Source organism: Corynebacterium xerosis NBRC 16721 = ATCC 373 (assembly GCF_001552415.1).
GTDB lineage: Bacteria > Actinomycetota > Actinomycetes > Mycobacteriales > Mycobacteriaceae > Corynebacterium > Corynebacterium xerosis.
The window spans coordinates 178,980-202,191 of the sequence record NZ_BCRD01000002.1 but is presented as its reverse complement, the minus strand read 5'-3'; the positions used below and the strand labels follow the sequence as shown (position 1 = coordinate 202,191).

Genomic DNA, 23,212 nt, shown 5'->3' with positions numbered 1-23,212 from the left:
CATCAGGAACCCAGCACCTGCGAGACCACGTCCTGGGCCTCGGCCTGCACCTGCTTGAGGTGGTCGGTGCCCATGAAGGATTCGGCGTAGATCTTGTACTTGTCCTCGGTGCCCGACGGGCGCGCCGCGAACCAGGCGTTTTCGGTGGTCACCTTCAGGCCACCGATGACCGCGCCGTTGCCGGGCGCCTCGGTGAGCTTGGCGGTGATCGGCTCGCCGGCCAGGGTCTCGGCGGTGACCTGCTCGGGCGAGAGCTTCTTCAGAATGGCCTTCTGCTCGCGGTCGGCGTCGGCGTCGGTGCGCGCGTAGGCCGGGGCGCCGAACTTGTCGGCCAGCTCCGCGTAGCGCTGCGACGGGGTCTTGCCGGTCACCGCGATGATCTCCGCGGCGAGCAGGTCCATGATCAGGCCGTCCTTGTCGGTCGACCAGACGGTGCCGTCGTGGCGCAGGAAGGACGCGCCGGCGGACTCCTCGCCGCCGAATCCCACGGAGCCGTCCATCAGGCCGGGCACGAACCACTTGAAGCCGACCGGCACCTCGACGAGCTTTCGGCCCAGGTCGGCGACCACGCGGTCGACCATCGAGGACGACACCAGGGTCTTGCCCACGGCCGTGTCGGAGGCCCAGCCCGGGCGGTTGGCGAAGAGGTAATCGATGGCCACGGCCAGGTAGTGGTTCGGGTTCATCAGCCCGGCGTCCGGGGTGACGATGCCGTGGCGGTCGGCGTCGGCGTCGTTTCCGGTGGAGACGTCGAACTTGTCGCGGTTGCCGATCAGCGACGCCATGGCGTCGGGGCTGGAGCAGTCCATGCGGATCTTGCCGTCGGTGTCGAGCGTCATGAACCGCCACGTGGCGTCGACAAGCGGGTTGACCACCGTCAGGTCCAGGCCGTGGGCGTCGGCGATGGCGCCCCAGTAGTCGACGGACGCGCCGCCCATCGGGTCGGCGCCGATCTTCACGCCCGCCTCGCGGATCGCGTCGATGTTCACCACGTTCGGCAGGTCGGCGACGTAGTCGTTCATGTAATCGTGCTTGACCACCAGGTCGCCGGCCTTCTCCACCGACTGGCGCTTGACGCCGTCGAGCCCCGCGGCCAGGTAGTCGTTGGCGCGCGCCGCGATCCAGTCGGTGGCGTCGGCGTCGGCCGGGCCGCCGGTGGGCGGGTTGTACTTGAAGCCGCCGTCGCGGGGCGGGTTGTGCGAGGGGGTGACCACGATGCCGTCGGCGCGGCGCTTGTCGGAGCCGTTCGGGCCGCCGTCGAGGTCGCGGTTGTGCCGCAGGATCGCGTGGCTGACGGCCGGCGTCGGGGTGTAGCGGCCCTGCGCATCGACCATGACGGTGACGCCGTTGGCGGTCAGCACCTCCAGCGCGGAGATCATGGCCGGCTCCGACAGCCCATGGGTGTCGCGGCCGATGTACAGCGGCCCCCCGATGCCCTGGCCGGTGCGGTAGTCGACGATCGCCTGGGTGGTGGCGTGGATGTGGTCCTCGTTGAACGCGGTGTCCAGCGACGATCCGCGGTGGCCGGAGGTTCCGAAGGACACCGCCTGATCGGGGTCGCCCGGCTCGGGGTGGCGGGTGTAGTACGCGGTCACCAGCTCGGCGACGTCGATCAGATCCTGGGGCTGGGCGAGCTGCCCGGCGCGATCGTGGGCCATGGGGTCCTCCTGCTGTCGTGCCACCGTACGGGCCCGTTCCCGGCCGATGGGGCGTTAACCGTTTCCCCTCCAGTGTTCCCCTTTTCACGGGCGGCCGCAGGGCGGGACCGGCCATCCGGGGGAGGTAGCATGCGCGGGGTGACCACGTGCACCCCTTCCCCGGCCGGCGAGACCGATCGCGGGCGGCCCCGCGCCTACGCGTTGGTCGCCGCGGGGTCGGCCCTGGGTGCGGTCCTGCGCGTGCTGGCCGGTTGGTCGATGGGTTCCCTGCTTGACGACGCCTGGTCCACCGTGATCGTCAACGTCGCCGGGTGTTTCGCAATCGGAGTCGTGGCGGGTCTGGCGGCGCGCCGGCCGGCGATGGCGCGGTGGTGGCCGCTGCTCGGCCCGGGCCTGCTGGGCGGATTCACCACGTTCTCCGCGTTCGTCGTGCTTCTCGACGGCGCCTCCGAACTCGAAGCGGCGCTTCGGGTCGTCGTCACGCTGGGCCTGTGCCCCCTGACCGCGTGGCTGGGCGAGAAAGCGGTGACCCGTGCCAACTGACTCCCCCGCGACCGCCGTGTTCCACCTGCTCCTCGTCGCCGCCGGCGCGGCGATCGGCGGCATGGCCCGGTACTGGTTCGGCGAGATCTCCGGCCGCGTGGCGTGCAGCGCGCTGCCGGGGACGTTCTTCGCCAACGTCGTGGCCTGCGGCGTCGCAAGTTTTGCATGGTCGCTGTGGGGCGACGGGACCCTGGCGTGGGCCGCCGTCGGCGCGGGCTTCGCCGGCGCATTGTCGACGTGGTCGACGCTGGCGCGCGAGATCGGCGAATTGTCGCGGACCCGCTCGTGGTGGGCGGTGGGTTATCCCGTGCTGACCATCGTCACCGGATCGGCGGCCGCGGGACTTTTCCTCGGCTGACCCGTTTCGGGGGCGTTAAAAACGCGCGCCCCGCGTTAAATCCCACGTCCGACCGGCCGTTCGCGTCCGAACCGGGGTGGCGGGGCTGTAACTTCTCCCCCATGAACGAATTCTTCAGTGCCCTGGACTCATTCGTCTGGAGCCCCCTCCTTCTCATCCCGCTGCTGTTGGGCACGGGCCTGTGGCTGACCATCCGCCTCGGCGGCGTGCAGCTGCGCATGCTCGGCCCGTCCCTGCGCCTGGGCCTCATCGACCGCAAGGACGATGGCGGCGAGGGCGACATCTCCCAGTACCAGGCGCTGGCCACCGCGCTGGCCGCGACCGTCGGCGTCGGCAACATCGTCGGCGTCGCCACGGCCATCGGCATCGGCGGCCCGGGCGCCCTGTTCTGGATGTGGGTCACCGGCCTCGTCGGCATGGCGTCCAAGTACGGCGAGGCGTTCCTCGGCGTCAAGTTCCGCACCACCGACGCCGCGGGCGAGCAGTCCGGCGGCCCGCAGTACTACCTGAAGAAGGCCATCCCGAACACCTTCGGCAAGGTCCTGGCCTACACGTTCGCCATCTTCGCGGCCATCGCCGCGTTCGGCATCGGCAACCTGACCCAGGGCAACGCCGTCGCCACCAACCTGGAGAACTCGTTCGGTCTTCCGGTGCAGGCGACCGGCGCCATCATGTTCATCCTGGTCGGCGCGGTGCTCATCGGCGGCATCAAGTCCATCGGCCGGTTCACCGCCGCCTTCGTGCCCATGATGATCATCCTGTACATCGCCGCCGCGATCTGGGTGCTCGTGGCCAACGTCGCCGACATCCCCGCCGCCCTCGCCCTGATCTTCACCGACGCGTTCACCGGCACCTCCGCCGCCGGCGGCTTCGCCGGCGCGGGCATCATCCTGGCCATCCAGATGGGCGTCGCCCGCGGCCTGTTCTCCAACGAGTCCGGCATGGGCTCGGGCGCCATCGCCGCCGCGGCCGCGACCACCACCCACCCGGTGCGCCAGGGCCTGGTCTCCATGACCCAGACCTTCATCGACACCCTCATCGTCGTGTCCTTCACGGGCCTGGTCATCATCACCACCGGCGCCTGGGAGGAGGGCGGCGAGGATCCCGGTTCCATGACCGCCCGCGCGTTCTCCGAGGGCCTGCCCGGCACCATCGGCGGGGATCTGGTGACCCTGTCCATCGTCTTCTTCGCCTTCTCCACGATGCTCGGCTGGTCCTACTACGGCGAGCGCGCCTTCGAATCGCTGGTCGGCCGCATGGGCACCGTCCCCTACCGCTTCGTGTTCACCTGCGTTGTCTACCTCGGCGCGGTCACCGAACTGGAGACCGTGTGGGCCTTCGCCTCGGCCCTCAACGGCCTGATGGCCCTGCCGAACCTCATCGGCCTGGTGATCCTGTCGGGCCTCATCGCCCGCGAAACCAAGGCGTACCTGGACTTCGACCCGCAGCTGCGGGCGTCGGCGAAGGAAGTCGCCGAGTGGGAGCGCCACCGCGTCTCCTAGGCGCGCCCCGGCCCCGGGCCCGATCCGCCGTTCGCGGATAGCCTGGGGCCGATGTCCGCACACGAGCCCCATGCCCTGCCCGGATCCGAAGCCCTGTCCCTGGTCGATTCGTCCGAATCTGGATTGACCTCGACGGATGCTTCACGACGCCTCGGCGTCCACGGCCCCAACGCGTTGCCCGAACCGGAACGCGCGGGGGCCGTCCGCCGTTTTCTGGGCCATTTCAACGATCCGCTGATCTACGTGCTCATCGGCGCGGCGGTGGTCACGGCACTGATGCGGCATTGGATCGACACCGCCGTCATCGTGCTGGTGGTGGTGATCAACGCGCTCATCGGCTTCATCCAGGAGGGGCAGGCCGAGAAGGCGCTGGAGGGGCTGCGGAACATGCTCACGGCATCGGCGCGGGTGCTTCGCGACGGCTCTCCGACCACGGTCCCGGCCGATGAGCTGGTGCCCGGCGACGTCGTCGTGCTCGGCGCCGGCGACCGCGTGCCCGCGGATCTGCGTCTGCTGCGCACCTCCGATCTGCGCGTCGACGAGTCGCCGCTGACCGGCGAATCCGAGCCGGTGACCAAGGGCGCCGACCCCGTGACCGCCGACGCCGGCATCGGCGACCGCACGTCCATGGCGTTTTCCGGCACCCTCGCCGTGGCGGGCACCGGGTCGGGCGTCGTCGTCGGCACCGGCCGCGGCACCGAGATCGGCCGCATCGACCAGATGCTCGGCGACGTGCAGACGCTGGAAACGCCGCTCACGAAGTCGATGGCGAAGTTCGGCACGCAGCTGACGGTCCTCGTCGTCGGGCTCGCGGTGCTGCTCATGGCGGTGTCCCGCCTGGTCCACGGGTCGGCGCTGATCGACGTCGGGCTGCAGGCCATCAGTTTCGCCGTCGCCGCGATCCCCGAGGGACTGCCGGCCGTCATGGCCATCGCCCTGGCCCGCGGCGTGCAGGTCATGGCCCGCCGCAACTCCATCACCCGCAAGCTCGGCGCGGTGGAGACCCTCGGGTCGGTGTCGGTGATCTGCACCGACAAGACCGGCACCCTGACCAAGAACGAAATGACGGTCCGCGAAGCGTTCGTCGCCGCCGGACCGGTCCCCGTCTCCGGCACCGGTTACTCCCCCGACGGCGACCTGTCCGGGCCCGTCTCCGACGACCCGGCCGTGCGCATGCTGGCCGCCATCGCCGACCGCGCCAACGAATCGGAGGTGCGGGAAATCCCCGCCACCGGGTCGGCGGACTCCCGCTGGACGCTCGTCGGCGAACCGACCGACGGCGCGCTGCGCGTCTTCGCGCTCAAGGCCGGTCACCACCGCGGCACGGACGACCGCGTCAGCGACGTGCCCTTCAACTCCGACAACAAGTGGATGGCCGTCTACGACGACGCCCCCGCACCCGCGGACCTGCCACCCGCCCCGTGCCCCGCACCGCCGGACGGTGGCGACGCGGTGACCGGCACGGTCCTGCTCAAGGGCGCCCCCGACCGCCTGCTGGACATGTGCACCCGCGAACTCGGCCCCGCCGGCGAAGTCCGGGACCTGGACCGGGGCTTCTGGGACGCCGCAATCGACCGTTTGTCGGACCAGGGCCTGCGCGTGCTGGCGGGCGCATGCCGCCGCGCCGGGACGTCGGAAAGCGACGGGGACCTCGACGAAAACGACGTCGCTCTCGGCGAGTTCACGTTCGTGGGGCTCTACGGCATCATCGACCCGCCGCGGTCCGAGGCCATCGAGGCCGTGGCGCGGTGCCGGGCCGCCGGCATCCGCGTGAAGATGATCACCGGCGACCACGCCGGCACCGCCTCCGCCATCGCCCGCGAAATGGGCATCGGCGACCCCGATCCGGCCACCGGGGCGATCCCCGCCATCACCGGCCCCGAACTCGAGCGCATGGACGACGCCGCACTCGCCCGCGCGGCCGCCGACCACGACGTCTTCGCCCGCACCTCCCCCGAGCACAAGCTGCGGTTGGTCGGCGGGCTGCAATCGCGCGGCGACGTGGTGTCCATGACCGGCGACGGCGTCAACGACGCCCCCGCCCTCAAACGCGCCGACGTCGGCGTGGCCATGGGCATCAAGGGCACCGAGGCGACGAAGGAAGCCGCCGACATCGTGCTGGCCGACGACAACTTCTCCTCCATCGCCCACGCCGTGCGCGAGGGGCGCGCCATCTACGACAACCTGCGCAAGACGATCATCTACATGCTGCCCACCAACGGCAGCGAGGCCCTGGTCATGTTCGTCGCGGTCATGGCGAATCTGACGCTGCCGCTGACGCCGCTGCAGATCCTGTGGGTCAACATGGTCTGCGCCGTCACCCTCGGCGTCGCGCTGGCCTTCGAGGACCCCGAGCCCGACGTCATGGACCGGCCGCCGCGCGACCCCGGGGCATCGCTTCTCGACGCCATGGCGGGGATCCGCATCGTCGTGGTGTCGTTGCTGCTCGGCGGCGTGACCATGGCGCTGTTCTACGTGGCGCTGGACCAGGGCGCGGAGCTGGGCACCGCGCGGACGCTGGCCGTCAACGTGCTGGTCGTCGGCCAGATCTGGTACCTGTTCAACGCCCGCCACCTGCGCGAGCACAGCTTCCGTGCCGACCTGTTCACCACCAACCCGGTGTCATGGATCGCCGTCGGCGCGCTGATCGCGCTGCAGCTGCTGTTCACCTACGCGCCGTTCATGCAGGCGGCGTTCGGCTCGGCGCCGCTGGATGCGGCGCACTGGGGCCTCATCGCCGCCATCGGCGCGGGGCTGTTCCTGGTCATCGAGGGCGAAAAGGCCCTCGGCCGGCTCATCCGCAGGTAGGGGCGGCGTTCGGGTCGCCGAGGGCGTCGACCGCCGCATCGAGCGTGCCGACGCTGATCAGCTTCATGTCGCCGGCGTCCGCCGTCAGCGCCTCGGAGCAATTGTCCGTGGGCACCAGGAACACCTCGGCCCCGTCTTCGCGGGCGGCGGCGATCTTGTGGGTGATGCCGCCGATCGGGCCGACGACGCCGACGCCGTCGATGGAACCGGTGCCGGCGATGTGGCGGCCCTCCGTGAGGTCGCCGGGGCTGAGCTTGTCCACCACGGCCAACGACAGCATCAGGCCGGCCGACGGGCCGCCGACGCCGGAGACGTTGTACTCGACCTCCACGTCACCCGTCGGCTGAGCCGCCATGCCGATGCCCAGGAACGCCCTGTTTTCGTCGTCCGGGTGCCCGCCCAACTCGACCTCGATCTCGCGGGGTTCGCCGTCGCGGACGACGTCGAGGACGACGCGGTCGCCCGGGGCGTGGCCCGCGACCGTGCGCTGGAGGGTTTCCGGGCGATCGACCTCGTCGCCGTCGATGGTGCGCAGGACGTCGCCTTCCTCGAGCGCCCCCTCCGCCGCGCCGCCTTCCGTCACCAGTGCGACGGTGACCTCGATCGGCAGCCCCAACTGGCGCAGCGCCGACGCCGTGGCGTTGGCCTCCGAGTCGGTGAACATCAAAGCGTTGCGCTCCTTGACGTCCTCCTGGCTCAGCCCCGGCGGGAACACCGACTCGATGGGCACCACCTTCTGGTCCGGGTCCGCCCACATGCCCATGACCTGCGCCAGCGACAGCCTGTGGGCCACCGCGACCGTGGTCATGTTCAGCTCGCCGGCCGACGGATCCGGGTCTCCGCCGGTCACCTCGACCGCCTCTTGGCCCTCGATGTCGCCGAGGACGTCGAAAAGCGGGCCCGGCCCTTCCGCCGCGAAGGGGACGGGCACGGACGGCGACGACAGCACGGCCGCCAGCGCCAGGATCGGCGCGGCGCCGACGAGGAGAGTTCTGGTGCGGCGATTCACGAAAGCCAACCCTACCGGTGGATCGTGTTCGCCCTCCGCGAGCACCGCGGAAAACCGGTTGGCGCTCAGTGACCGCGCACCTCCCCGCCGGTACGGTTGGGGGCATGACTGGACAGGGATTCGGATTCACGCCCGACGACGATGACGATCGCGACAAGGGCGACGACAAGGGCGGTCAGGGCGGCTCCGGCGGCTCCGGCGGCCAGAACCCCTTCGGCGACTTCGGTTTCTTCGGGTTCCCGTTGGGCGGCTTCGGCATGCCCGGCCAGCCCGGACAAGGCGGCCAGGGTGGCCAGGGCGGCGCCGGTGGTCCCGGCGGCCCCGGTGGCCTGGGCGACTTCCTCAGCCAGCTGGGCGAAATGATGTCCGGCATGGGCCAGCAGATGGACGCCGCCGGCGGCGCGCCGGTGGACCATTCCGTCACCGAGCGCATCGCCCGCCAGCGCATCGGCCAGGTGGCGCCGGTGCGCGATTCCGAGCGCGAGGCGCTCTCCGACGCGCTGCGCCTGGCGGAGCTGTGGCTCGACGAGGCCACGACGCTGCCCGCCGGCGCCAACCGCGCCGAGGGCTGGAATTCGCTGCAGTGGCTGGAGCACACCCTGCCCACGTGGAAGCGCATCGTCGATCCCGTGGCGGAGCAGATGGCCGAGGCCTCCGTCGCCGGCATGCCGGAGCAGGCCCGCGAGATGATGGGCCCGATGCTCGGGATGATGAGCCGGATGAACTCCATGAACTTCGGCGTCCAGCTCGGCGGGGCGCTGGCGGACCTGGCCAAGGACGCGCTGACCGCCTCGGACCTGGGATTGCCGCTGCACACCACCGGTGCCGCAGCGCTGCTGCCGACGCACCTGACGGCCATGGCCGAGGAGCTGGAGCTGCCCGCCCGAGAGCTGTACGTCTACGCCGCCGCCCGCGAGGCCGCCCACCAGCGCCTCTACGACCGGGTGCCGTGGCTGGCCGAGCGGATGATCTCCTCGGTGGAGGAGTACGCCTCCGGCCTGGTCATGGATTACTCGGGGGTCGAGGAAGCCGCCCGCGGTCTGGATCTGGAGTCGATGCAGGATCCGGCGAAGCTGCAGGAGGCGATGTCGGCCATGCAGAACATGGACCTGTCGCCGAAGATCACCTCCGCCAACCAGCACGCCCGCACCCGCCTGGAGACCCTCCTGGCCCTGGTCGAGGGCTGGGTCGACGTGGTGGTCGAGGACGCGCTGGGCGAGCGACTGCCCGGTGCGGTGCAGCTCGACGAGGCGTGGCGCCGCCGCCGCGTCACCGGCGGTGCGGAGCAGGCCCTGGAGAAGGCCACCGGCATCGACTTGGGCGCCCCGAAGGTCCGGGAGGCCGCCGATCTGTGGCGCCGCCTGACCACCGCCGTGGGCGTCGAGCGCCGCGACGGCGTCTGGGATCACCCCGACTTCCTGCCGGTCGCCGAGGACCTGGACAACTCCGCCGAGTTCATCGACGGCGTGCTGGGCGGCGACGCCTCCGACGACTTCGACCCCATCGCGGCACTGGAGGACCAGCTGCGCAAGGAGGCCGAGGAAGGCGACGAGCGCGAGAAGCGCGACGACGAAGACTAGGCCGGCGAAAACTGGGCCGACGAGAACCGGGCGAACGCCGGCGGCCGCAGCCTAGGACCGCACTCCCCAGCGCTGGTACGCCTCCAGATAGCCCCGCGCCCGTTCGTGGTGCGGGGCTTTCGCGGCCCATTCCCAAAACTCGTCGGAATGGCCGTCCTCGATGAAGGTGTGGACGAGCTCGTGGACGATGACGTCGTCGAGCACGTATTCCGGGACGTCGGCGAGCCGGTGCGACACGCGGATCCGGCCGGGATCGCCCGTGACCGACGCCCAGCGCCTCGACATGTTGCGCACCCACTTGATGGACTCAATGCGGGGTTTGCCGTCGAGCACGGTGCGGGCCAACCTTCGGGCGCGCTTGTCCAGCGCGGCGTCGTCGAGGTTGTTGCCTACCTTGTCGCGGACGCGCTCGACGATCTCGGCGATCTGCCGGCGCTCCTCCGAGTCGGGCAGGTCGTCGGGGACCATGACCACGATGCGGCTGCCCTCGGCGCGGGCGGAGACCGTGCGGCGGCGGCGTTTGGAACGCCGCACCTCGACGTCGGGCCCGTAGTCGGGCCGTTCGCGCTTCGGTTGCCTGCGGTCCATGCCCCCAGCGTAGACGGGTTCGGGGGTGAAACGGGGCGATTGGCCGGGTGCGCGCGCCGGGGCCGCGTGCTTCAGTGTCGGCATGGGGGTTGAGATCGGGGGATCCGCGCCGGTGCTGCTGCACCGCCACGTTCCGGTGCTGCTGCGCCCGGGCGGCCGCATCCAGTTCGGGGCGGACCCGCGAACTTGCGTGGTGTTCCCGCTGCCGGAGGGGATGCCACCCGGCCCGGTCTTCTCCGCGTTCCTGTCCGCGACGCGCGGATCGTGCCTAGAAGCCGAACTGTCGGGCACGGAATTGTCCCCGGCGATCGCGACGGCCCTGGTCGCGGAACTGCGTCGGGCTGGGCTCGTCGACAAGCAGCGGGAACCCGGGCCCGTGACCGTCGTCGGCCGCGACGGCCTGCGCCACCGGCTCGTCGACGCGCTGCGGCTGCGCGGCCGGACGCCGGCCTCGCGCATCCCGGACCGCGATACCCGGCGGTGGCTGGAACGCACCCCCACCGCGGACATCGGCACCGTGGTGCTCACCGGCTTCGAGGTGCCGGACGAGCCCCTGTTGTCGACGCTGCGGGGACGCGGGATCCCGCACCTGTCGGCGGTGCTTCGCGACGGGGCCGGCGTGGTCGGCCCGTGGACCCCGGATGCGCTGGCGCCGTGCCCCGCCTGCGCCGAAGCGCACCGCGTGGACGACGATCCGGCGCGGCGCGTGCTGGCGCTGCAGCTGGCGGGGCGGGTGGGCGGCGCGCCGCCGGAGACCGTAGCCGCGACGGTGGCGACGATCATGGCCCAGCTGGCCGCGCCCGGGCCCCTGCGTGGCGCCGAAGTGCTCGTCGACCCCCACGTGCTGCGGTCGGGCGTGCGCCCCCTGCTGCCGCATCCGCGCTGCCCGGTGTGCGCCGCCGGCGGCCGATCCCCTCGCCGATGATCCGATAACGGGCACAATGGCCCCCATGAGCGATCAGTCGGTGTCCGGTTCCCCGTTCCGCCGCGCCGCGAAGTTGGCGTCGGTGCCGTTGTCCGCGGGTGCCCGCGCGCTGAACCCCCGCAGCCGGGCGACGAACCCGCGCAAGACGGCGGAACAACTGGCCGCGGTGCTCGGCGAGCTCAAGGGCGGGGCGATGAAGGTGGGGCAGGCGTTGAGCATCTTCGCGCCGATCCTGCCCGACGAACTGGCCGAGCCACTGTCCGGCACGCTGCGGTCGCTGCAGGCGGAGGCCCCTCCCCTGCCGGCGTCGTCCGTCCACCGGGTCCTGGACCGGCAGTTGGGCACGGCGTGGCGGGACCGCTTCCTCGAATTCGACGACGTGCCCGTGGCCGCGGCCTCGATCGGCCAGGTGCACCGCGCCGTGTGGTCGGACGGGTCGCCGGTGGCGGTGAAGGTGCAGTACCCGGGTGCCGACAAGGCCATCAAGGCGGATCTGCGGCAGTTGAAGGTGATCACGCCCATCCTGCAGCAGCTCGAGGACGGCATGAACATGTCGGATCTGGTCGACGAAATCGCCGACAACGTCCTCGACGAGCTCGACTACCGCATCGAGGCAGACCACCAGCGGGCGTTCCACGCCTCATTCGGCCATGGCGAGGAACCCCGCCTGCACGTGCCCAAGGTGTACGCGTCGTCGCCGAAGGTGCTGGTCAGCGAATGGGTGGAGGGCGTGCGCCTGGGCGAGATCATCGACCACGGCACCGCGGAGCAGCGGTCCATCGCCGCCGAGGCCCTGACCGTCTTCGAGTTCGCTTCCCCCGACCTGGTGCACCGCATGCACACCGACCCGCACCCGGGGAACTTCCTGCTCCGCGACGACGGCGTGCTCACCGTCATCGACTTCGGCGCGTGCATCCATGTGCCGGAGGGGCTGCCGCGGCCGCTGATCGAGCTCGTCGCCGCGGTCGTCGACGGGCGCCGGGAGGATCTGCTCGATCTGGCCGTGCGCCACGGCTACGTCACCGGCGGCCGGGAGAAGGATCTGACGCCGGAGGAGGTCGAGGCGTTCCTGCTGCCCTTCGCCGAGCCGCTGTCGCACGACGATTTCACGTTCACCGTCGCCTGGCTCAAGCGGGTGATGGGGCCGTTCATGGACCCGATGTCGCCGCAGTCGAAGCTGGGCCGCAAGTTCGGGATGCCCAAGCGCTACATCATGATCCACCGCATCCTCGCCGGCGCCGTCGCGGTGCTGTCGCAGCTGTCGGCGCCGGCCCCGTACCGGCAGGTCATCGCCGAGCATTATCCCGAGATGGTGGGGTTGGGCGGGTCGCGGTAGCGTCACCGCCATGCGACCCCAGGAGTTGTACGCGCAGGTGGGCATGACCCATGAGGCCCTGTCGGGCATCGTCGACCAGGTCCGTCAGCTGGTGGCCGGCGCGGAGGTGTGGGACCGGCGGGCCTTGACGGTGGACGACTCTTCCGTGATCACCCCGGCCGAGGCCGCCGACGCCGTCGCCGAGGAACTGCGCGCCTGCGCCGACGCCCTCGACTTGGCCATCGGCCACGCCGAGGCCGCCTGGTCCGCCGCCTCCCGCATCGGCGACGGAGGGTGAACGGGCCATCGAGCCCCGGCGTTTAGTTCCGCGCTGCCACGGCCTCGGAAAGCGGGTCGTCGCCGTCGAGGAACGCGATCTCGCGCGACGCGCCCGGGCCATCGCCGACGAGCTCGTCGAAACGGCCGACCACGTGCGCGATCATCGCGGCGACGGTGGCTCGGGAGGTGGTGCCCTCGACGCCCTCGGGTACGTCCGCGGAGTCGTCGCCGACGTACACGTTGCCGGCGGGCTCCAGCGTCAGGGCGCCCGGCTTCAGGATCACGTGGCGCAGCCCCGAGCCCCGCAGGTGCTCGTCGGCCGCGGCCTTGGCGTCGGCGTAATGGACGAAGGGATTGTCCGCCGGGACGCCGTGGTCGCGGCGCGCGCCCCAGTAGGACACCATCACGTAGCCCGCATCGCGCGGGGTGGCGTCCATCGACGCGATCGCGGCGACCTCGTCGACCGACTTGGTGCGCTCCGGGTCGCCGCCGCCGGCGCCGGCCGACCACACGACCAGGTCAGTATCGGCGAGCAGGGCCTTCCATCCGTCCCCGTCGAGGCGTTCGATGTCGACGACGTGCGGCTCGGCGCCGGTCTTCTCGATCTCGCCCGCGTGATCCGGATTGCGGATCACCCCGACGACCTCGTGGCCCGCGGCCGCCAGCAGGGGCAGCCCCCGCAGCGCGACTTTTCCGTGTGCTCCGATGACGTGGATTCGCATGGCCCCACGCTACCGATGCCGCGGGATCCCCGCTTTTTCGCTTGGCGACGGCCCGGCGCTCACCCCACCGACGCGATGAGCGCGAGCAGCTGCGGACCGAACCGCTCGAACTTCACCGGCCCGATGCCGGGCACGGCGAGCAGTCCCGCCGGATCCGTCGGCCGCGCCTCGGCGATCGCCGCCAGCGTCGCGTCGGAGAACACCACGTACGCCGGCACCGACATCTCGCGGGCGGTTTCGGCGCGCCACGCGCGGATGGTCTCGACCAGCGCCGGATCGACGTCCGAGGGGCACTTCGAGCAGCGGCCGATGATGCGCTCGGCGTTCGTCGTCAAGCGGCCCCCGCACGTGCGGCACGTCGTCGGCTTCTTCTTGGTCGTCGGCGCAGGTGCGGCCTTCGCCAGGCCGGGGACGTCGAGGCCCTCGAGGAAGCGGCTGCGGCGGCGCGTGCGGCGGCCGCCCTCCTGCCGCGACAGCGACCACGACAGTTCCAGATGCTCGCGGGCGCGGGTGACGCCGACGTACAGCAGACGGCGCTCCTCCTCGACGTCCTGCGAATCATCGCCCTTCTTCAGCGCGTGCTGGATGGGGATGTTGCCGTCGGTCAGACCGACCAGGAACACCGCGTCCCACTCCAGGCCCTTGGCGGCGTGGAGGCTGGCCAGCGTCACGCCCTGCACCGTCGGCGGCTGCTTCGCCTGCTGGCGGGTGCGCAGCTGGCCCAGCAGCCCCTCGATGCGCAGCTCCGGATCGGCGTGGACCAGTTCCTCGCACAGATCCGCCAGCGCACCCAGCGACTGCCAGCGCTCGCGGGCCTGCGCGCCCTCCGGCTCTTCCTTCGTCAATCCCAGCGGCACCAGCGTTTGGCGCACCAGCGCGGCGAGCTTCGGCCCGCGCAGCGCCTCGCCGGTGGTGCCCGCCGTGCCGTCGCCGGTGGTGGCCACGTCGGGGCGGCGGGCGACTCGGATGAGCTCCGCCACGGCCTGCTTGACCTCGGGGCGCTGGTAGAAGCCCTCGCCGCCGCGGACCTGGTACGGGATCGCGGCCTCGCTGAGCGCCTGCTCGAACACCGCCGACTGCGCGTTGACGCGGTACAGGACGGCGATCTCGGACGGCGCCGTGCCCGACGAAATCAACCCGCGGATCTGCTGCGCGACGATCCGGGCCTCCTGCGGCTCGTCGTCGTACTCGGTGTAGCCCGGCTCCGGGCCGTCGGGGCGCTGGCCGATCAGCTGCAGGCGAGACCCGGCCAGCCGGCCCTTCGCCTTGCCGATGACCTCGTTGGCCAGGTGCACCACCTGCGGCGTCGACCGGTAGTCGCGCTGCAGGCGCACCACGGTCGCGTCGGGGAACCGGCGCGAGAAGTTCATCAGGTACTCCGGGGTGGCGCCGGTGAACGAGTAGATGGTCTGGTTGGCGTCGCCGACCACCGTCAGGTCGTCGCGCTCGCCCAACCATGCGTCGAGAACGCGCTGCTGCAGCGGCGTGACGTCCTGGTACTCGTCGACGACGAAGCTGCGGTACTGCGCCCGGAACTCCTCGGCGACCGCCCGCGAATTCTCCATCGCGCCGGCGGTGTGCAGCAGCAGGTCGTCGAAGTCGAGGAGCATGCCGTCCGGCGAGGTCTTCATGTCCTCGTAGGTGCGGTAGGCGTTCGCCAGCTTGTCGGCCGGCACGGGGGCCACCCGCCCGCGCTCGTCGACGGCCGCCGCGTACCCTTCCGGCGTGACCAGGGACGCCTTCGCCCATTCGATCTCGCCCATGACGTCGCGGATGGTCTCCTTGCCGGAGTCCAGGCCGGTGGCGCGGACGGCGCGGGCGACGACGGAGAACTTGTTGTCCAGCAACCGCCACGGCAGGTCCCCGGCGACCTGCGGCCAGAAGTAGCGCAGCTGCCGCAGGGCCGCGGAGTGGAACGTGCGGGCCTGCACGCCCGTCGACCCCATCGCGGTGAGCCGGTCGCGCATCTCCCCCGCCGCCCGCGCCGTGAACGTCACGGCCAGGATCTTCTGCGGCTGCACGAATCCGGAGCGGATCAGGTGGTCGATGCGGTGGGTGATGGTGCGGGTCTTGCCGGTGCCGGCGCCGGCGAGGATGCACACCGGGCCCAGCGGGGCGGTCGCCGCCTCCATCTGGTCCGGGTCCAGGGACACCCCGCCGCCGGGGACGGGGCTATTTGACGGCATCCGGATCGGCTTCCCCGCTGAGCACGCGCCGGACGTAGAGCAGCCGGTCGCCCGGCTCGACGGACTCGCACTCCGGCGAGTCGATGCGATACAGCTCGCCGGAGCGCACCACGCCCAGCACGATGTCGGCGAGATGGCGCGGGTTCGCGCCGATCTCTTCCTCGGTGACCAGGCGTTCGGCCACCGAGAAACCTTCGTCGGGGCTGAGCAGGTCCTCCATCATCTCCACCACGGACGGCGTCACGGTGGCCAGGCCGAGCATGCGGCCGGCCGTTTCGGAGGAGATGACCACCTGGTCGGCGCCGGACTGGGTGAGCAGGTGCCGGTTTTCCGATTCGCGCACCGATGCCACGATGGTCGCGCCCGGGGCGATCTCGCGCACCGACAGCGTCACCAGCACGGCGGTGTCGTCCTTGTTCGGGGCCACGACGACGGAACGGGCCCGCGGGATGCCGGCGAGTTTGAGCACGTCGGCCTTCGTCGCCGACCCGTGCACGGTGACCAGGCCCCGGACGCTGGCCTGGTCGAGGGCGTGCTGGTCGGTGTCGACGACGACGATCTGCGACGGATCGGCGCCGTCCGCCAGCAGCGCGGAAATGGCCGATCGTCCCTTGGTTCCGTAGCCGATGACGACGGTGTGATTGCGCATTTGCTTCCTCCAGCGCTGGATCTGCAGTGCCCGGCGGGACTCTTCCGTCAGCACCGTCAGCGTCGTGCCGACCAGGAGCGCCAGGAAGATCACGCGCAGCGGGGTGATGATCAGGATGTTCAGGATGCGGGCCCGTTCGGTGACCGGCGCGATGTCGCCGTAGCCCGTCGTCGACAGCGACACCGCCGAGTAGTACAGGGCATCGACGAAGCTGATGTGCTCCGAATAGCCGCCCTTGTCCGCGTACACGACCAGCGCCGCGATGAGCAACAGCGCCAGGGCGTAACCGAGCCGCCGCACGATGAGGCGCCACGGCCCCTTCCGCGCCGCCTCGGGCATGCGGATGACGCCCAGCAGGGCGTGGTCCGGCAGGTCGTCCAACTCGATGTCGGCGCCGAACCGATCGCGGATCCTGTCGCGCACCGTCAGCTACCTTTCCTCGTCGTCGTGTCGGCGACGAGCTCGCGCATCGCCTCGTCCAACTCTAGCCGGTCGGGGAGGTCGCGCCCCTCCGGTTCCACGGTGACGTCGTCGGCGATGTAGTGGAACGCCGCGCGCACGTCTTCCGGGGACACGTCCTCGCCCGCCGCGCGTCTGCGGTCGGCCCAGGCGATGCGGTACACCGCCAGCTGCAGCGCCGCCTGCCGGGCCTTGTCCCCGACCGGCCGGCGCCCCGTTTTCCAGTCCACGACCATCCACCGCCCGTCGATGCGGAACACCGCGTCGATGCGCCCGACGATGCGCCGGCCGCCGACGCCGATGTCGAAGGGCTCCTCCACGAATTCCGGCGTCCTGTCGGCCCACCGGCTCGCCGCGAACTTCTCCTTCAGCTTTTCGACGGCCACGTCCTGGCCGTCGCCCTCCCCGTCGATGACGGCGAACAGGTCGTCGTCGTCGAGCAGAACCGCCGCCCCGAACCTGTTCTCCAGCCACGCATGGAAGGCCGTGCCGCGGCGGGCGAAACGATTGGGCTTGTACGGCAACGGGCGGGCGCGCCGGCGGGCGAACGCCGCCGGATCCGCCCGGAGCGCCTGGTATTCGCTGGTGGACAGCTGCACCGGCATCGGCACCGACACCGCCTCGGCGGCGGCCCGGCGGCGTTCCTCCAGGAGCATGGACACCTCGTCCTCCCAGATCCGGGAAACGTCGCCGTCGATGGGGGCGCCCGCCGACTCCGGGACGGCGAGAGCGCGGCGCACCAGCTCCGCGCCCCTTTCCAGGGCTTCGCGGCGTTCCGGGTCCGGCGCGGCCGGCCAGTGCACGCCTTCCGCGTCGGGGATGGGCAGCGGCTCCGCGGAGACCTCCTCCACCCACGTCTCCACCGCGTCGGGCCGCAGTTTCCGGAGGGCCACGAGATGCTCCGACGGGCCGTCGGGCTTTTTGCGGCCGGGGGTCATCCGCTGGCTGCCCGAGACCAGCAGCGAGTCCTCCGCGCGAGTGACCGCCACGTAGAACAGGCGGTCGGCTTCGGCGATCTTCGCGGCGCGGTAGTCCAGCTTGTGCTCGTCGAGCGCCTTGACCAGGTCGCCCTGGTGATCGGCCGCCGCGGTGTCCAGGACGGGGGCGCCGTCGCCGGATTCGCCGTCGGACATGACGTCGGACGGCAGCAGCTCCGCCTTGGTCAGCCAGGTGTCCACCGTGACCTCGTCGTAGACCGACGCACAGACGTGCGGGACCGCCACGACGTTCCACTCCAGGCCCTTTGCCTTGTGGACGGTCATGATCTCCACGCGGTCGCCCCGCATCCGGGTTTTTCCCGGTTCCAGTCCCTTGTCGTGGGCGGCCGCGCGCTCGAGATACCCCAGGAAAGCACCCAGCTCCCCGCCGACGCGCCGGGAAAAATCCGCCGCGACCTCGGTGAACTTGTCCAGGTGCACGGTGCCCGGGCCGATGCCCGCGCCGCCGGCGGCGGCGACCTCCACGCGGATGCCGAACGCCTCCTCGATGTCCGCGATGAGCTCCGGCAGCGGCTTGCGCAGCGAGAACCGCCGCAGATTGCGCAGCGCCGCCGAGAGTTCGGCGATGCGGCGTTTGCCCTCGTCGGAATACCCCGGGGCGGCCGTGCCCTCGTCGCGCACCGCGGGGTCCGCGACGGCATGGCCCAAACCTGTCGGCGGCGTGGCGCGCTCGCGCGCCAGGGCCTCCAGGTCCGCGTCGAGGGCGGACAGCGGCCCGTCGGCGGGTTCCGCGTCACCCGGGCGCTCGCGCGCGTAGGACGCCAGCTGGCGGGCGCGCCTGCCCAGCGCCGCGATGTCCGCCGCGCCCAGCGGAGCGCGGGGCCACGTGAGAATGCGCAGCATGGCCCGATCGTCGGCCGGATCGGCCAGCACCCGCAGGCAGGCGATGACGTCGAGGATCTCCGGCAGCGTGAGCAATCCCGCCAGACCCACGATTTCGGCGGGCACGCCCGCCGCCGTCAGAGCGTCGAGGATCGCGGCCGAGTGCTTGTTCTTGCGCACCAGCACCGCAGCCGTGATCGGCCGCCCGGCTTCGCGGGCCGCCCGGAATTCTTCGGCCATGTGACCGGCGACCCACGCCAACTCGTCGTCGACGGTGCCGTGCAGGGCCAGCCGCACGGTCCCCCGGCCGGCCCCGGCCCGAGGCGTCAGCTCCTCCACGGTGCGCGGCGCTTCGCCGAAGGCCCGGCCGGAGACGTCGTTGGCCAGCTCCAGCACCGACGACGGATTGCGCCACGACGTCAACAGCTGCTTCTTCTCGGCCGACCGGCCGTCGGGCCGGGGGAAATCGGTGACGAAGCGCGTCAGGTTCGCGGCCGTCGCGCCGCGCCATTCGTAGATCGCCTGCATGGGATCGCCCACGGCAGTGACGGCGGTGCCGGCGAACAGCGCCCGCAGCAGCACGCGCTGGGCATGCGAGGTGTCCTGGTACTCGTCGAGCATGACCACGCGGAATCGCCTCCGTTCCGCCTCGCCGACCTCCGCGATGCCGTCGGCGAGCCGGGCCGCCATGGCCATCTGCCGCCCGAACGTCACCGCGGATTCCGCCTCGTGCCTCTCCCGCAGCTCGCGGACCAGCGGAATGAGCTGCAGCCGGTCACGTTGAGCCCGCAGCGGCCCCTCGAGCTTCGAGTGCAGGTCCTTCCTCTGCCGCGGCGCCTTCGGCGACTGCAGGATGTTGTGGATGAAGGCCTCGGTCTGCTCGCGCACGTCGTCGACCGACGCCAGGTTGGAATCGATCTCCTCCGACAGCTTCATCAATTTGTCCACCAGCGCGGGAACGCTCAACTCGGTCGCGATGTCCCCGCGGTCGCGCACCAGCTCCCACGCCATCTGCCACTGGGTCGCACCGTCGAGAACGTCGGCGCCCGGTTCGGCAGGCAGGAGCAGGCCGTAATCTCGGACGAGGGATCCGGCGTAGGCGTCGTACGTGGACACCTCGGGGGCGATGACCCGCAGAGCCTCGCGCACCTCCGGCGCCGCCACCCGGTCGAACGGCCTGCTGGCGGCGAGTGCCGCGAGCCGTTCGCGGATGCGCTGCCCCAGTTCGCGGGCGGCCTTGCGCGTGAACGTCAGGCCCAGGACCTCTTCGGGGCGCACGAAACCGTTGGCCACCAGCCACACGACGCGGGCGGCCATGGTCTCGGTCTTGCCCGCACCGGCACCGGCGACGACGAGCAGCGGTTCCGGCGGTGCGCCGATGACCTCGGCCTGAGCCGGCGTCGGCTGGTGGGGCTGCCCGATCATGCGGGACAGGGTCACCGGATCGATGGTCCCCGGATCGATGGTCCGTGGGTCGATGGTCATCGGTCGCCCTCCTTCGCGGGGCACGCCAACCGCACGCCGCAATGCTTGCAATGGTCCCCCGGCGTGGCCAACGCACCGGGGCCCCGCATGTCCGCGGCGACCCGCAGGACCATCTCCCGCCACTCCGCCAGCTTCTCCGGGGTGTGCACGGACTGCGTCCGCACCGACGCCCCGGACGCGACGGGCTTGCGCGGGTAGACGAGCTTGCCGCCGCCGGTCGCCAGCCCCTCGCCCCCGACGATCCGCGCCCCGGCGTCCCCGCTCCCGCCGCCGCCCGGGCCGTCGGCCTCGAAACGCCCCTCGGACAGCGCCAGCTGATAGACGGCCAACTGCGGGTTGTCCTCGACGTCCCCGGCCGAAGGCACGTTCGCCCCCGTCTTGACGTCCACGACGGTGTAGCCGCCTTCGGGGTGCTCCTCAAGCCGGTCGATGCGCCCGGCGATGACGGCGTCGTCGCCCACGGGCACGCGCACGTCGATTTCGGTGCCGACGGGCGACGATCCGGCGGTCCACGCCTCCCACGCACCAACGGCGTCGGCCCACTCCCGCTCCATGGCCCCGATGCGCCACTCCGGCTCATCGACGAGCTCCGGCAGTGCGCGGACCAGCGACTGCGTCGCATCCGCCACAGCGACGCCGTCTTCCAGCGCCTCGACGACACGGTGAAACGCCGTGCCCAGCGCCATCTGATCCGACGAGGACGGCTGTTCCAGCATCGCCCGCAGCGGGCATTCCAGGACCTTGCCGACCTTCGACGGGCTGACCCGCACCGGCGGCTGCGCGACCGGCTCATCGGTGCTGGGGTCCGCCAGCCCCCACCACTGGGAGGGGTCTGCGCCGGGCACCCCGTCCTCCGCCAGGCGCGCCAATTGGCGGGCCGCCCGGGCGCGGCGGGCGGGGCCCGCGGAGTCGGACAGCACGGCGGCACGCAGCTCCGCGAGCAGCGACCCCATGGACAGGACCCTGGAGATGCGCTCCGTGCTCTCGGACACGGGCACGTCCACCGGGTCGTCGCCATCGCCGATTCCCGCCGCGGCATCTCCATCAGCGGTTTCGGCAGCTTCGGCGGCGATGGCGGCTCCGGCGGCTCCGCGCAACTCCACCTCTTCGCCGAGTTCACCGAGGAACCGGCTCGGCGCGCCCTCGTCGTCAGGCGCATCGACGGCCGTGACCAGCAGACGACGCCGCGCACGCGACACCGCCACGTGGAACAGCCGCCGTTCCTCGGCCAGCCTTTCGGCCGCGTGCGAGACCGGCGTACCCGGTTCGATGCCGTCGTCGAGCAAATCGACCAGCTCCTGCTGCCCGACGACGGACCCCGTCCGGCCCAACGACGGCCACACGTCCTCCTGCACCCCGGCCACGGCGACGGCCTCCCACTCGCGACCCAGCGCCGCGTGGGCCGAGAGGATGACCACAGCCTCCCGCTCGGCGCCGCGGCGGTCGCGGGCGCCGGTCGGCAATTCTTGCGCCGCGATCTCGCGGACCACGGCGGCGATGGTCACCGACGGGTCCCCCTCGACCAGGTCGCCGAGGAAATCGAAGAAGGTCATGACCCCGTCCAGGTCCCGGTCCGCCGCCGACCCGGCCGCGCCACCACGAAGCGACACGGCCATGAGGTGATCGGCCAAGCCCGACGCCTCCCACAACGCCCAAGCGACGGCCTCCGGCCCCTCGTCGCGGGCGGCGCGGCCGGCGTCGAGGATGCGCAACGGCCCGGCCAGCACGTCCCGCTCGCGTTCGGGCAGTCCGGCGAGAAGTTCCTCTTGCTCGGCCGAACGCCGCTCCGCCGCCAGCAGGCCGATGATGCGGTCCATGGCCCGCTCCCCCGCCAGATCGGCGCGCCGGACGCCGCGGACCAGCCGCGTCAGGGTCACGGGGTCGGCGTTGCCCAGCGGCCCCGTCAGAAGGCGCTCCCACTCCGACGGCTCCAGTCCCTCGTCGACGGCCCGCAAGGCGAGCACCAGCGCGGAGACCATCCGTTGTTCGCCCAGCACCACGTCCGTCGGATCCATGCGCACGGGCACGCCCGCCCGCGCCAGCGACCTGTGCAGCGCCGATTCACCCGCGCCGGAACGCACCAGCACGGCCATGTCGCTCCACGCCACCCCGTCCTCGAGGTGGGCCCGCCGCAGGAAGTCGGCGATGGTCGCCTTCTCCCCCATCCCCGTGTCGTGCACGACCACCCGCGCCGCCGGCCGCTCCCCGTCGAAGCGGGTGCCCCGGATGCCCCGCTCCGGCGGGTTCCCCGGCAACCGCCCGGACACGCGGTTGGCGGCCACGGCGATCTCCGGGGTGCAGCGGCGGGAGGAATGCAGGACGATCCGCCGCTCCGGATCCGCGACGGTGTCCAGGAACTCCGAATCCGCGCCGCGGAACCGCAGCACCGACTGATCCCGGTCGCCGGTGACCACCGCAACCTCGGTGGCCGGCAGCAGCCGGCGGATCAACTCGGCCGATTGGGGGTCCAGATGCTCCGCATCGTCGACCAACAGCACGCGGATGCCGGCCTCCGCGATCAACGACGGATCGGCGTCGACGGCCGCCACCGCCGCCGACACCAGTTCCGCGGCATTGAGTTCCTCGTGCCACGCCAGCCGCATCACGCGCCGGTACTCGCGCAGGAACGTCCCCGCCGCGACCCATTCGGCGATCCCGTGCACCTCGCCGAGCCTCTCCAATTCGTCGGCTCCGACGCCCCGCTCAGCCGCCCGCAACAGCAAATCGCGCAACTGCCGCGCCATGCCGCGCATGCGCAGTGCCGGCACCAGGCGCTCCGGCCAATACGCCCCGCCGGCGTCGGCGTGGCCCTCCAGCAGTTCACGGATCACCGCATCCTGCCGCGCACCCGTCGCCAGTGCCGGCTCCGGCTTGCCCACCCGCACCGCAGCCGCGCGCACCAGCGCAAACGCCAGCGAATGCACCGCGCGCACCATGCCACCGGATCCAGCCCCGGACGACTTCGGCAGCCTGCGAGCCACGTCGTCGCGCAACCGCGACGCCGCCTCCTTCGACGGCGCCAGCACCTGCACGGAATCGGCGGCCCACCCCGCCGCCACATGCGCCGCAGCCAGATCCACCAGCAGCGCCGACTTTCCCGTTCCCGGCCCGCCGACGACCTGCCACGCCTCGCCCGGGACCTTCAGCTCCGACAGGCGGTCGTCCCCCGGAAACAGGGCGGCCACCGGCCCCTCCCACGTCCGCTGCGCCGGAGCCCCGGGCTCCGTCAACCGCACCATCGGCATCTCGCTCATGGCGCCCATCATGGCACACGACGGGGATCCGTTCGAACGGACGTTCCCCGCCTGCCGGTGGCCCGCGAAAAC

General features: G+C 71.7%; 16 protein-coding genes. 8 read left to right on the top strand and 8 right to left on the bottom strand.

Features of this window, described 5'->3' with window-relative positions; genetic code table 11:
- Positions 1–2 precede the first annotated feature (2 nt).
- Complete coding sequence (gene pgm, locus CX1_RS03800; protein WP_046650327.1) at positions 3–1,658, bottom strand: phosphoglucomutase (alpha-D-glucose-1,6-bisphosphate-dependent); 1,656 nt, start codon at positions 1,656–1,658, stop codon at positions 3–5.
- A 138-nt stretch (positions 1,659–1,796) separates the two neighbouring features.
- Here pgm and CX1_RS03795 point away from each other — a divergent pair, with 138 nt between their 5' ends.
- The 4 genes from CX1_RS03795 (at position 1,797) to CX1_RS03780 (ending at position 6,869) form a co-directional block, all read left to right on the top strand.
- A complete protein-coding gene (locus tag CX1_RS03795) occupies positions 1,797–2,201 on the top strand; it encodes a fluoride efflux transporter FluC (protein WP_046650359.1) in 405 nt (134 codons plus the stop codon).
- A complete protein-coding gene (locus CX1_RS03790) occupies positions 2,191–2,559 on the top strand; it encodes a CrcB family protein (protein WP_052753172.1) in 369 nt (122 codons plus the stop codon). Before CX1_RS03795 ends, CX1_RS03790 begins: the two co-directional genes overlap by 11 nt.
- A gap of 101 nt (positions 2,560–2,660) precedes the next feature.
- Entirely contained in the window at positions 2,661–4,061 is a 1,401-nt protein-coding gene (locus tag CX1_RS03785) for an alanine/glycine:cation symporter family protein (RefSeq protein WP_060925309.1), read from the top strand.
- A gap of 51 nt (positions 4,062–4,112) precedes the next feature.
- A complete protein-coding gene (locus CX1_RS03780; protein WP_060925308.1) occupies positions 4,113–6,869 on the top strand; it encodes an HAD-IC family P-type ATPase in 2,757 nt (918 codons plus the stop codon).
- Here the strand turns inward: CX1_RS03780 and CX1_RS03775 are convergent.
- Positions 6,856–7,878: a YlbL family protein gene (locus CX1_RS03775; protein ID WP_046650357.1), complete on the bottom strand. Its 1,023-nt coding sequence runs from the start codon at positions 7,876–7,878 to the stop codon at positions 6,856–6,858. The two genes, CX1_RS03780 and CX1_RS03775, sit on opposite strands and share 14 nt — an antisense overlap.
- Positions 7,879–7,982: 104 nt before the next feature.
- Here CX1_RS03775 and CX1_RS03770 point away from each other — a divergent pair, with 104 nt between their 5' ends.
- A complete protein-coding gene (locus tag CX1_RS03770; RefSeq protein WP_046650326.1) occupies positions 7,983–9,458 on the top strand; it encodes a zinc-dependent metalloprotease in 1,476 nt (491 codons plus the stop codon).
- Positions 9,459–9,509: 51 nt separating this feature from the next.
- Here the strand turns inward: CX1_RS03770 and CX1_RS03765 are convergent, their stop codons facing one another.
- Positions 9,510–10,046 (bottom strand): YgjP-like metallopeptidase domain-containing protein, encoded by a 537-nt coding sequence (locus tag CX1_RS03765; RefSeq protein ID WP_046650325.1) that lies wholly within the window; start codon positions 10,044–10,046, stop codon positions 9,510–9,512.
- A gap of 82 nt (positions 10,047–10,128) precedes the next feature.
- Between CX1_RS03765 and CX1_RS03760 the strand changes: the two genes are divergently transcribed.
- Genes CX1_RS03760 through CX1_RS03750 form a run of 3 tightly spaced genes read left to right on the top strand, consistent with a single transcriptional unit; the run spans position 10,129 to position 12,584 of the window.
- Entirely contained in the window at positions 10,129–10,971 is an 843-nt protein-coding gene (locus CX1_RS03760) for a bacteriocin biosynthesis cyclodehydratase (protein WP_146780636.1), read from the top strand.
- A 25-nt stretch (positions 10,972–10,996) separates the two neighbouring features.
- Entirely contained in the window at positions 10,997–12,307 is a 1,311-nt protein-coding gene (locus CX1_RS03755) for an ABC1 kinase family protein (RefSeq protein WP_046650355.1), read from the top strand.
- A 10-nt stretch (positions 12,308–12,317) separates the two neighbouring features.
- Positions 12,318–12,584 (top strand): hypothetical protein, encoded by a 267-nt coding sequence (locus CX1_RS03750; protein WP_046650324.1) that lies wholly within the window; start codon positions 12,318–12,320, stop codon positions 12,582–12,584.
- A gap of 22 nt (positions 12,585–12,606) precedes the next feature.
- On the opposite strand, the gene CX1_RS03745 is transcribed toward CX1_RS03750, so the two are convergent.
- The 5 genes from CX1_RS03745 to CX1_RS03725 are packed head-to-tail and all read right to left on the bottom strand — an operon-like array spanning position 12,607 to position 23,140.
- Complete coding sequence (locus CX1_RS03745) at positions 12,607–13,287, bottom strand: NAD(P)H-binding protein (RefSeq protein WP_046650322.1); 681 nt, start codon at positions 13,285–13,287, stop codon at positions 12,607–12,609.
- Positions 13,288–13,346: 59 nt separating this feature from the next.
- Positions 13,347–15,473 (bottom strand): ATP-dependent DNA helicase UvrD2, encoded by a 2,127-nt coding sequence (locus CX1_RS03740; RefSeq protein ID WP_060925307.1) that lies wholly within the window; start codon positions 15,471–15,473, stop codon positions 13,347–13,349.
- Positions 15,460–16,545, bottom strand: a complete 1,086-nt coding sequence (locus CX1_RS03735; protein WP_240452456.1) for a potassium channel family protein — start codon at positions 16,543–16,545, stop codon at positions 15,460–15,462. Before CX1_RS03735 ends, CX1_RS03740 begins: the two co-directional genes overlap by 14 nt.
- A 2-nt stretch (positions 16,546–16,547) precedes the next feature.
- Entirely contained in the window at positions 16,548–19,886 is a 3,339-nt protein-coding gene (locus CX1_RS03730) for an ATP-dependent DNA helicase (protein ID WP_060925306.1), read from the bottom strand.
- The gene (locus CX1_RS03725; RefSeq protein WP_244465432.1) at positions 19,883–23,140 is read right to left on the bottom strand and encodes an ATP-dependent helicase; all 3,258 of its coding nucleotides are present in this window, start codon (positions 23,138–23,140) and stop codon (positions 19,883–19,885) included. The genes CX1_RS03730 and CX1_RS03725 overlap by 4 nt, the downstream gene beginning before the upstream one ends.
- Positions 23,141–23,212 lie beyond the last annotated feature (72 nt).

Coding starts and splice junctions, on each gene's coding strand:
- pgm (WP_046650327.1), bottom strand. CDS start 1,658: ATGGCCCACGATCGCGCCGGGCAGCTCGCCCAGCCCCAGGATCTGATC.
- CX1_RS03785 (WP_060925309.1), top strand. CDS start 2,661: ATGAACGAATTCTTCAGTGCCCTGGACTCATTCGTCTGGAGCCCCCTC.
- CX1_RS03780 (WP_060925308.1), top strand. CDS start 4,113: ATGTCCGCACACGAGCCCCATGCCCTGCCCGGATCCGAAGCCCTGTCC.
- CX1_RS03770 (WP_046650326.1), top strand. CDS start 7,983: ATGACTGGACAGGGATTCGGATTCACGCCCGACGACGATGACGATCGC.
- CX1_RS03765 (WP_046650325.1), bottom strand. CDS start 10,046: ATGGACCGCAGGCAACCGAAGCGCGAACGGCCCGACTACGGGCCCGAC.
- CX1_RS03760 (WP_146780636.1), top strand. CDS start 10,129: ATGGGGGTTGAGATCGGGGGATCCGCGCCGGTGCTGCTGCACCGCCAC.
- CX1_RS03755 (WP_046650355.1), top strand. CDS start 10,997: ATGAGCGATCAGTCGGTGTCCGGTTCCCCGTTCCGCCGCGCCGCGAAG.
- CX1_RS03750 (WP_046650324.1), top strand. CDS start 12,318: ATGCGACCCCAGGAGTTGTACGCGCAGGTGGGCATGACCCATGAGGCC.
- CX1_RS03745 (WP_046650322.1), bottom strand. CDS start 13,287: ATGCGAATCCACGTCATCGGAGCACACGGAAAAGTCGCGCTGCGGGGG.
- CX1_RS03740 (WP_060925307.1), bottom strand. CDS start 15,473: ATGCCGTCAAATAGCCCCGTCCCCGGCGGCGGGGTGTCCCTGGACCCG.
- CX1_RS03730 (WP_060925306.1), bottom strand. CDS start 19,886: ATGACCATCGACCCACGGACCATCGATCCGGGGACCATCGATCCGGTG.
- CX1_RS03725 (WP_244465432.1), bottom strand. CDS start 23,140: ATGAGCGAGATGCCGATGGTGCGGTTGACGGAGCCCGGGGCTCCGGCG.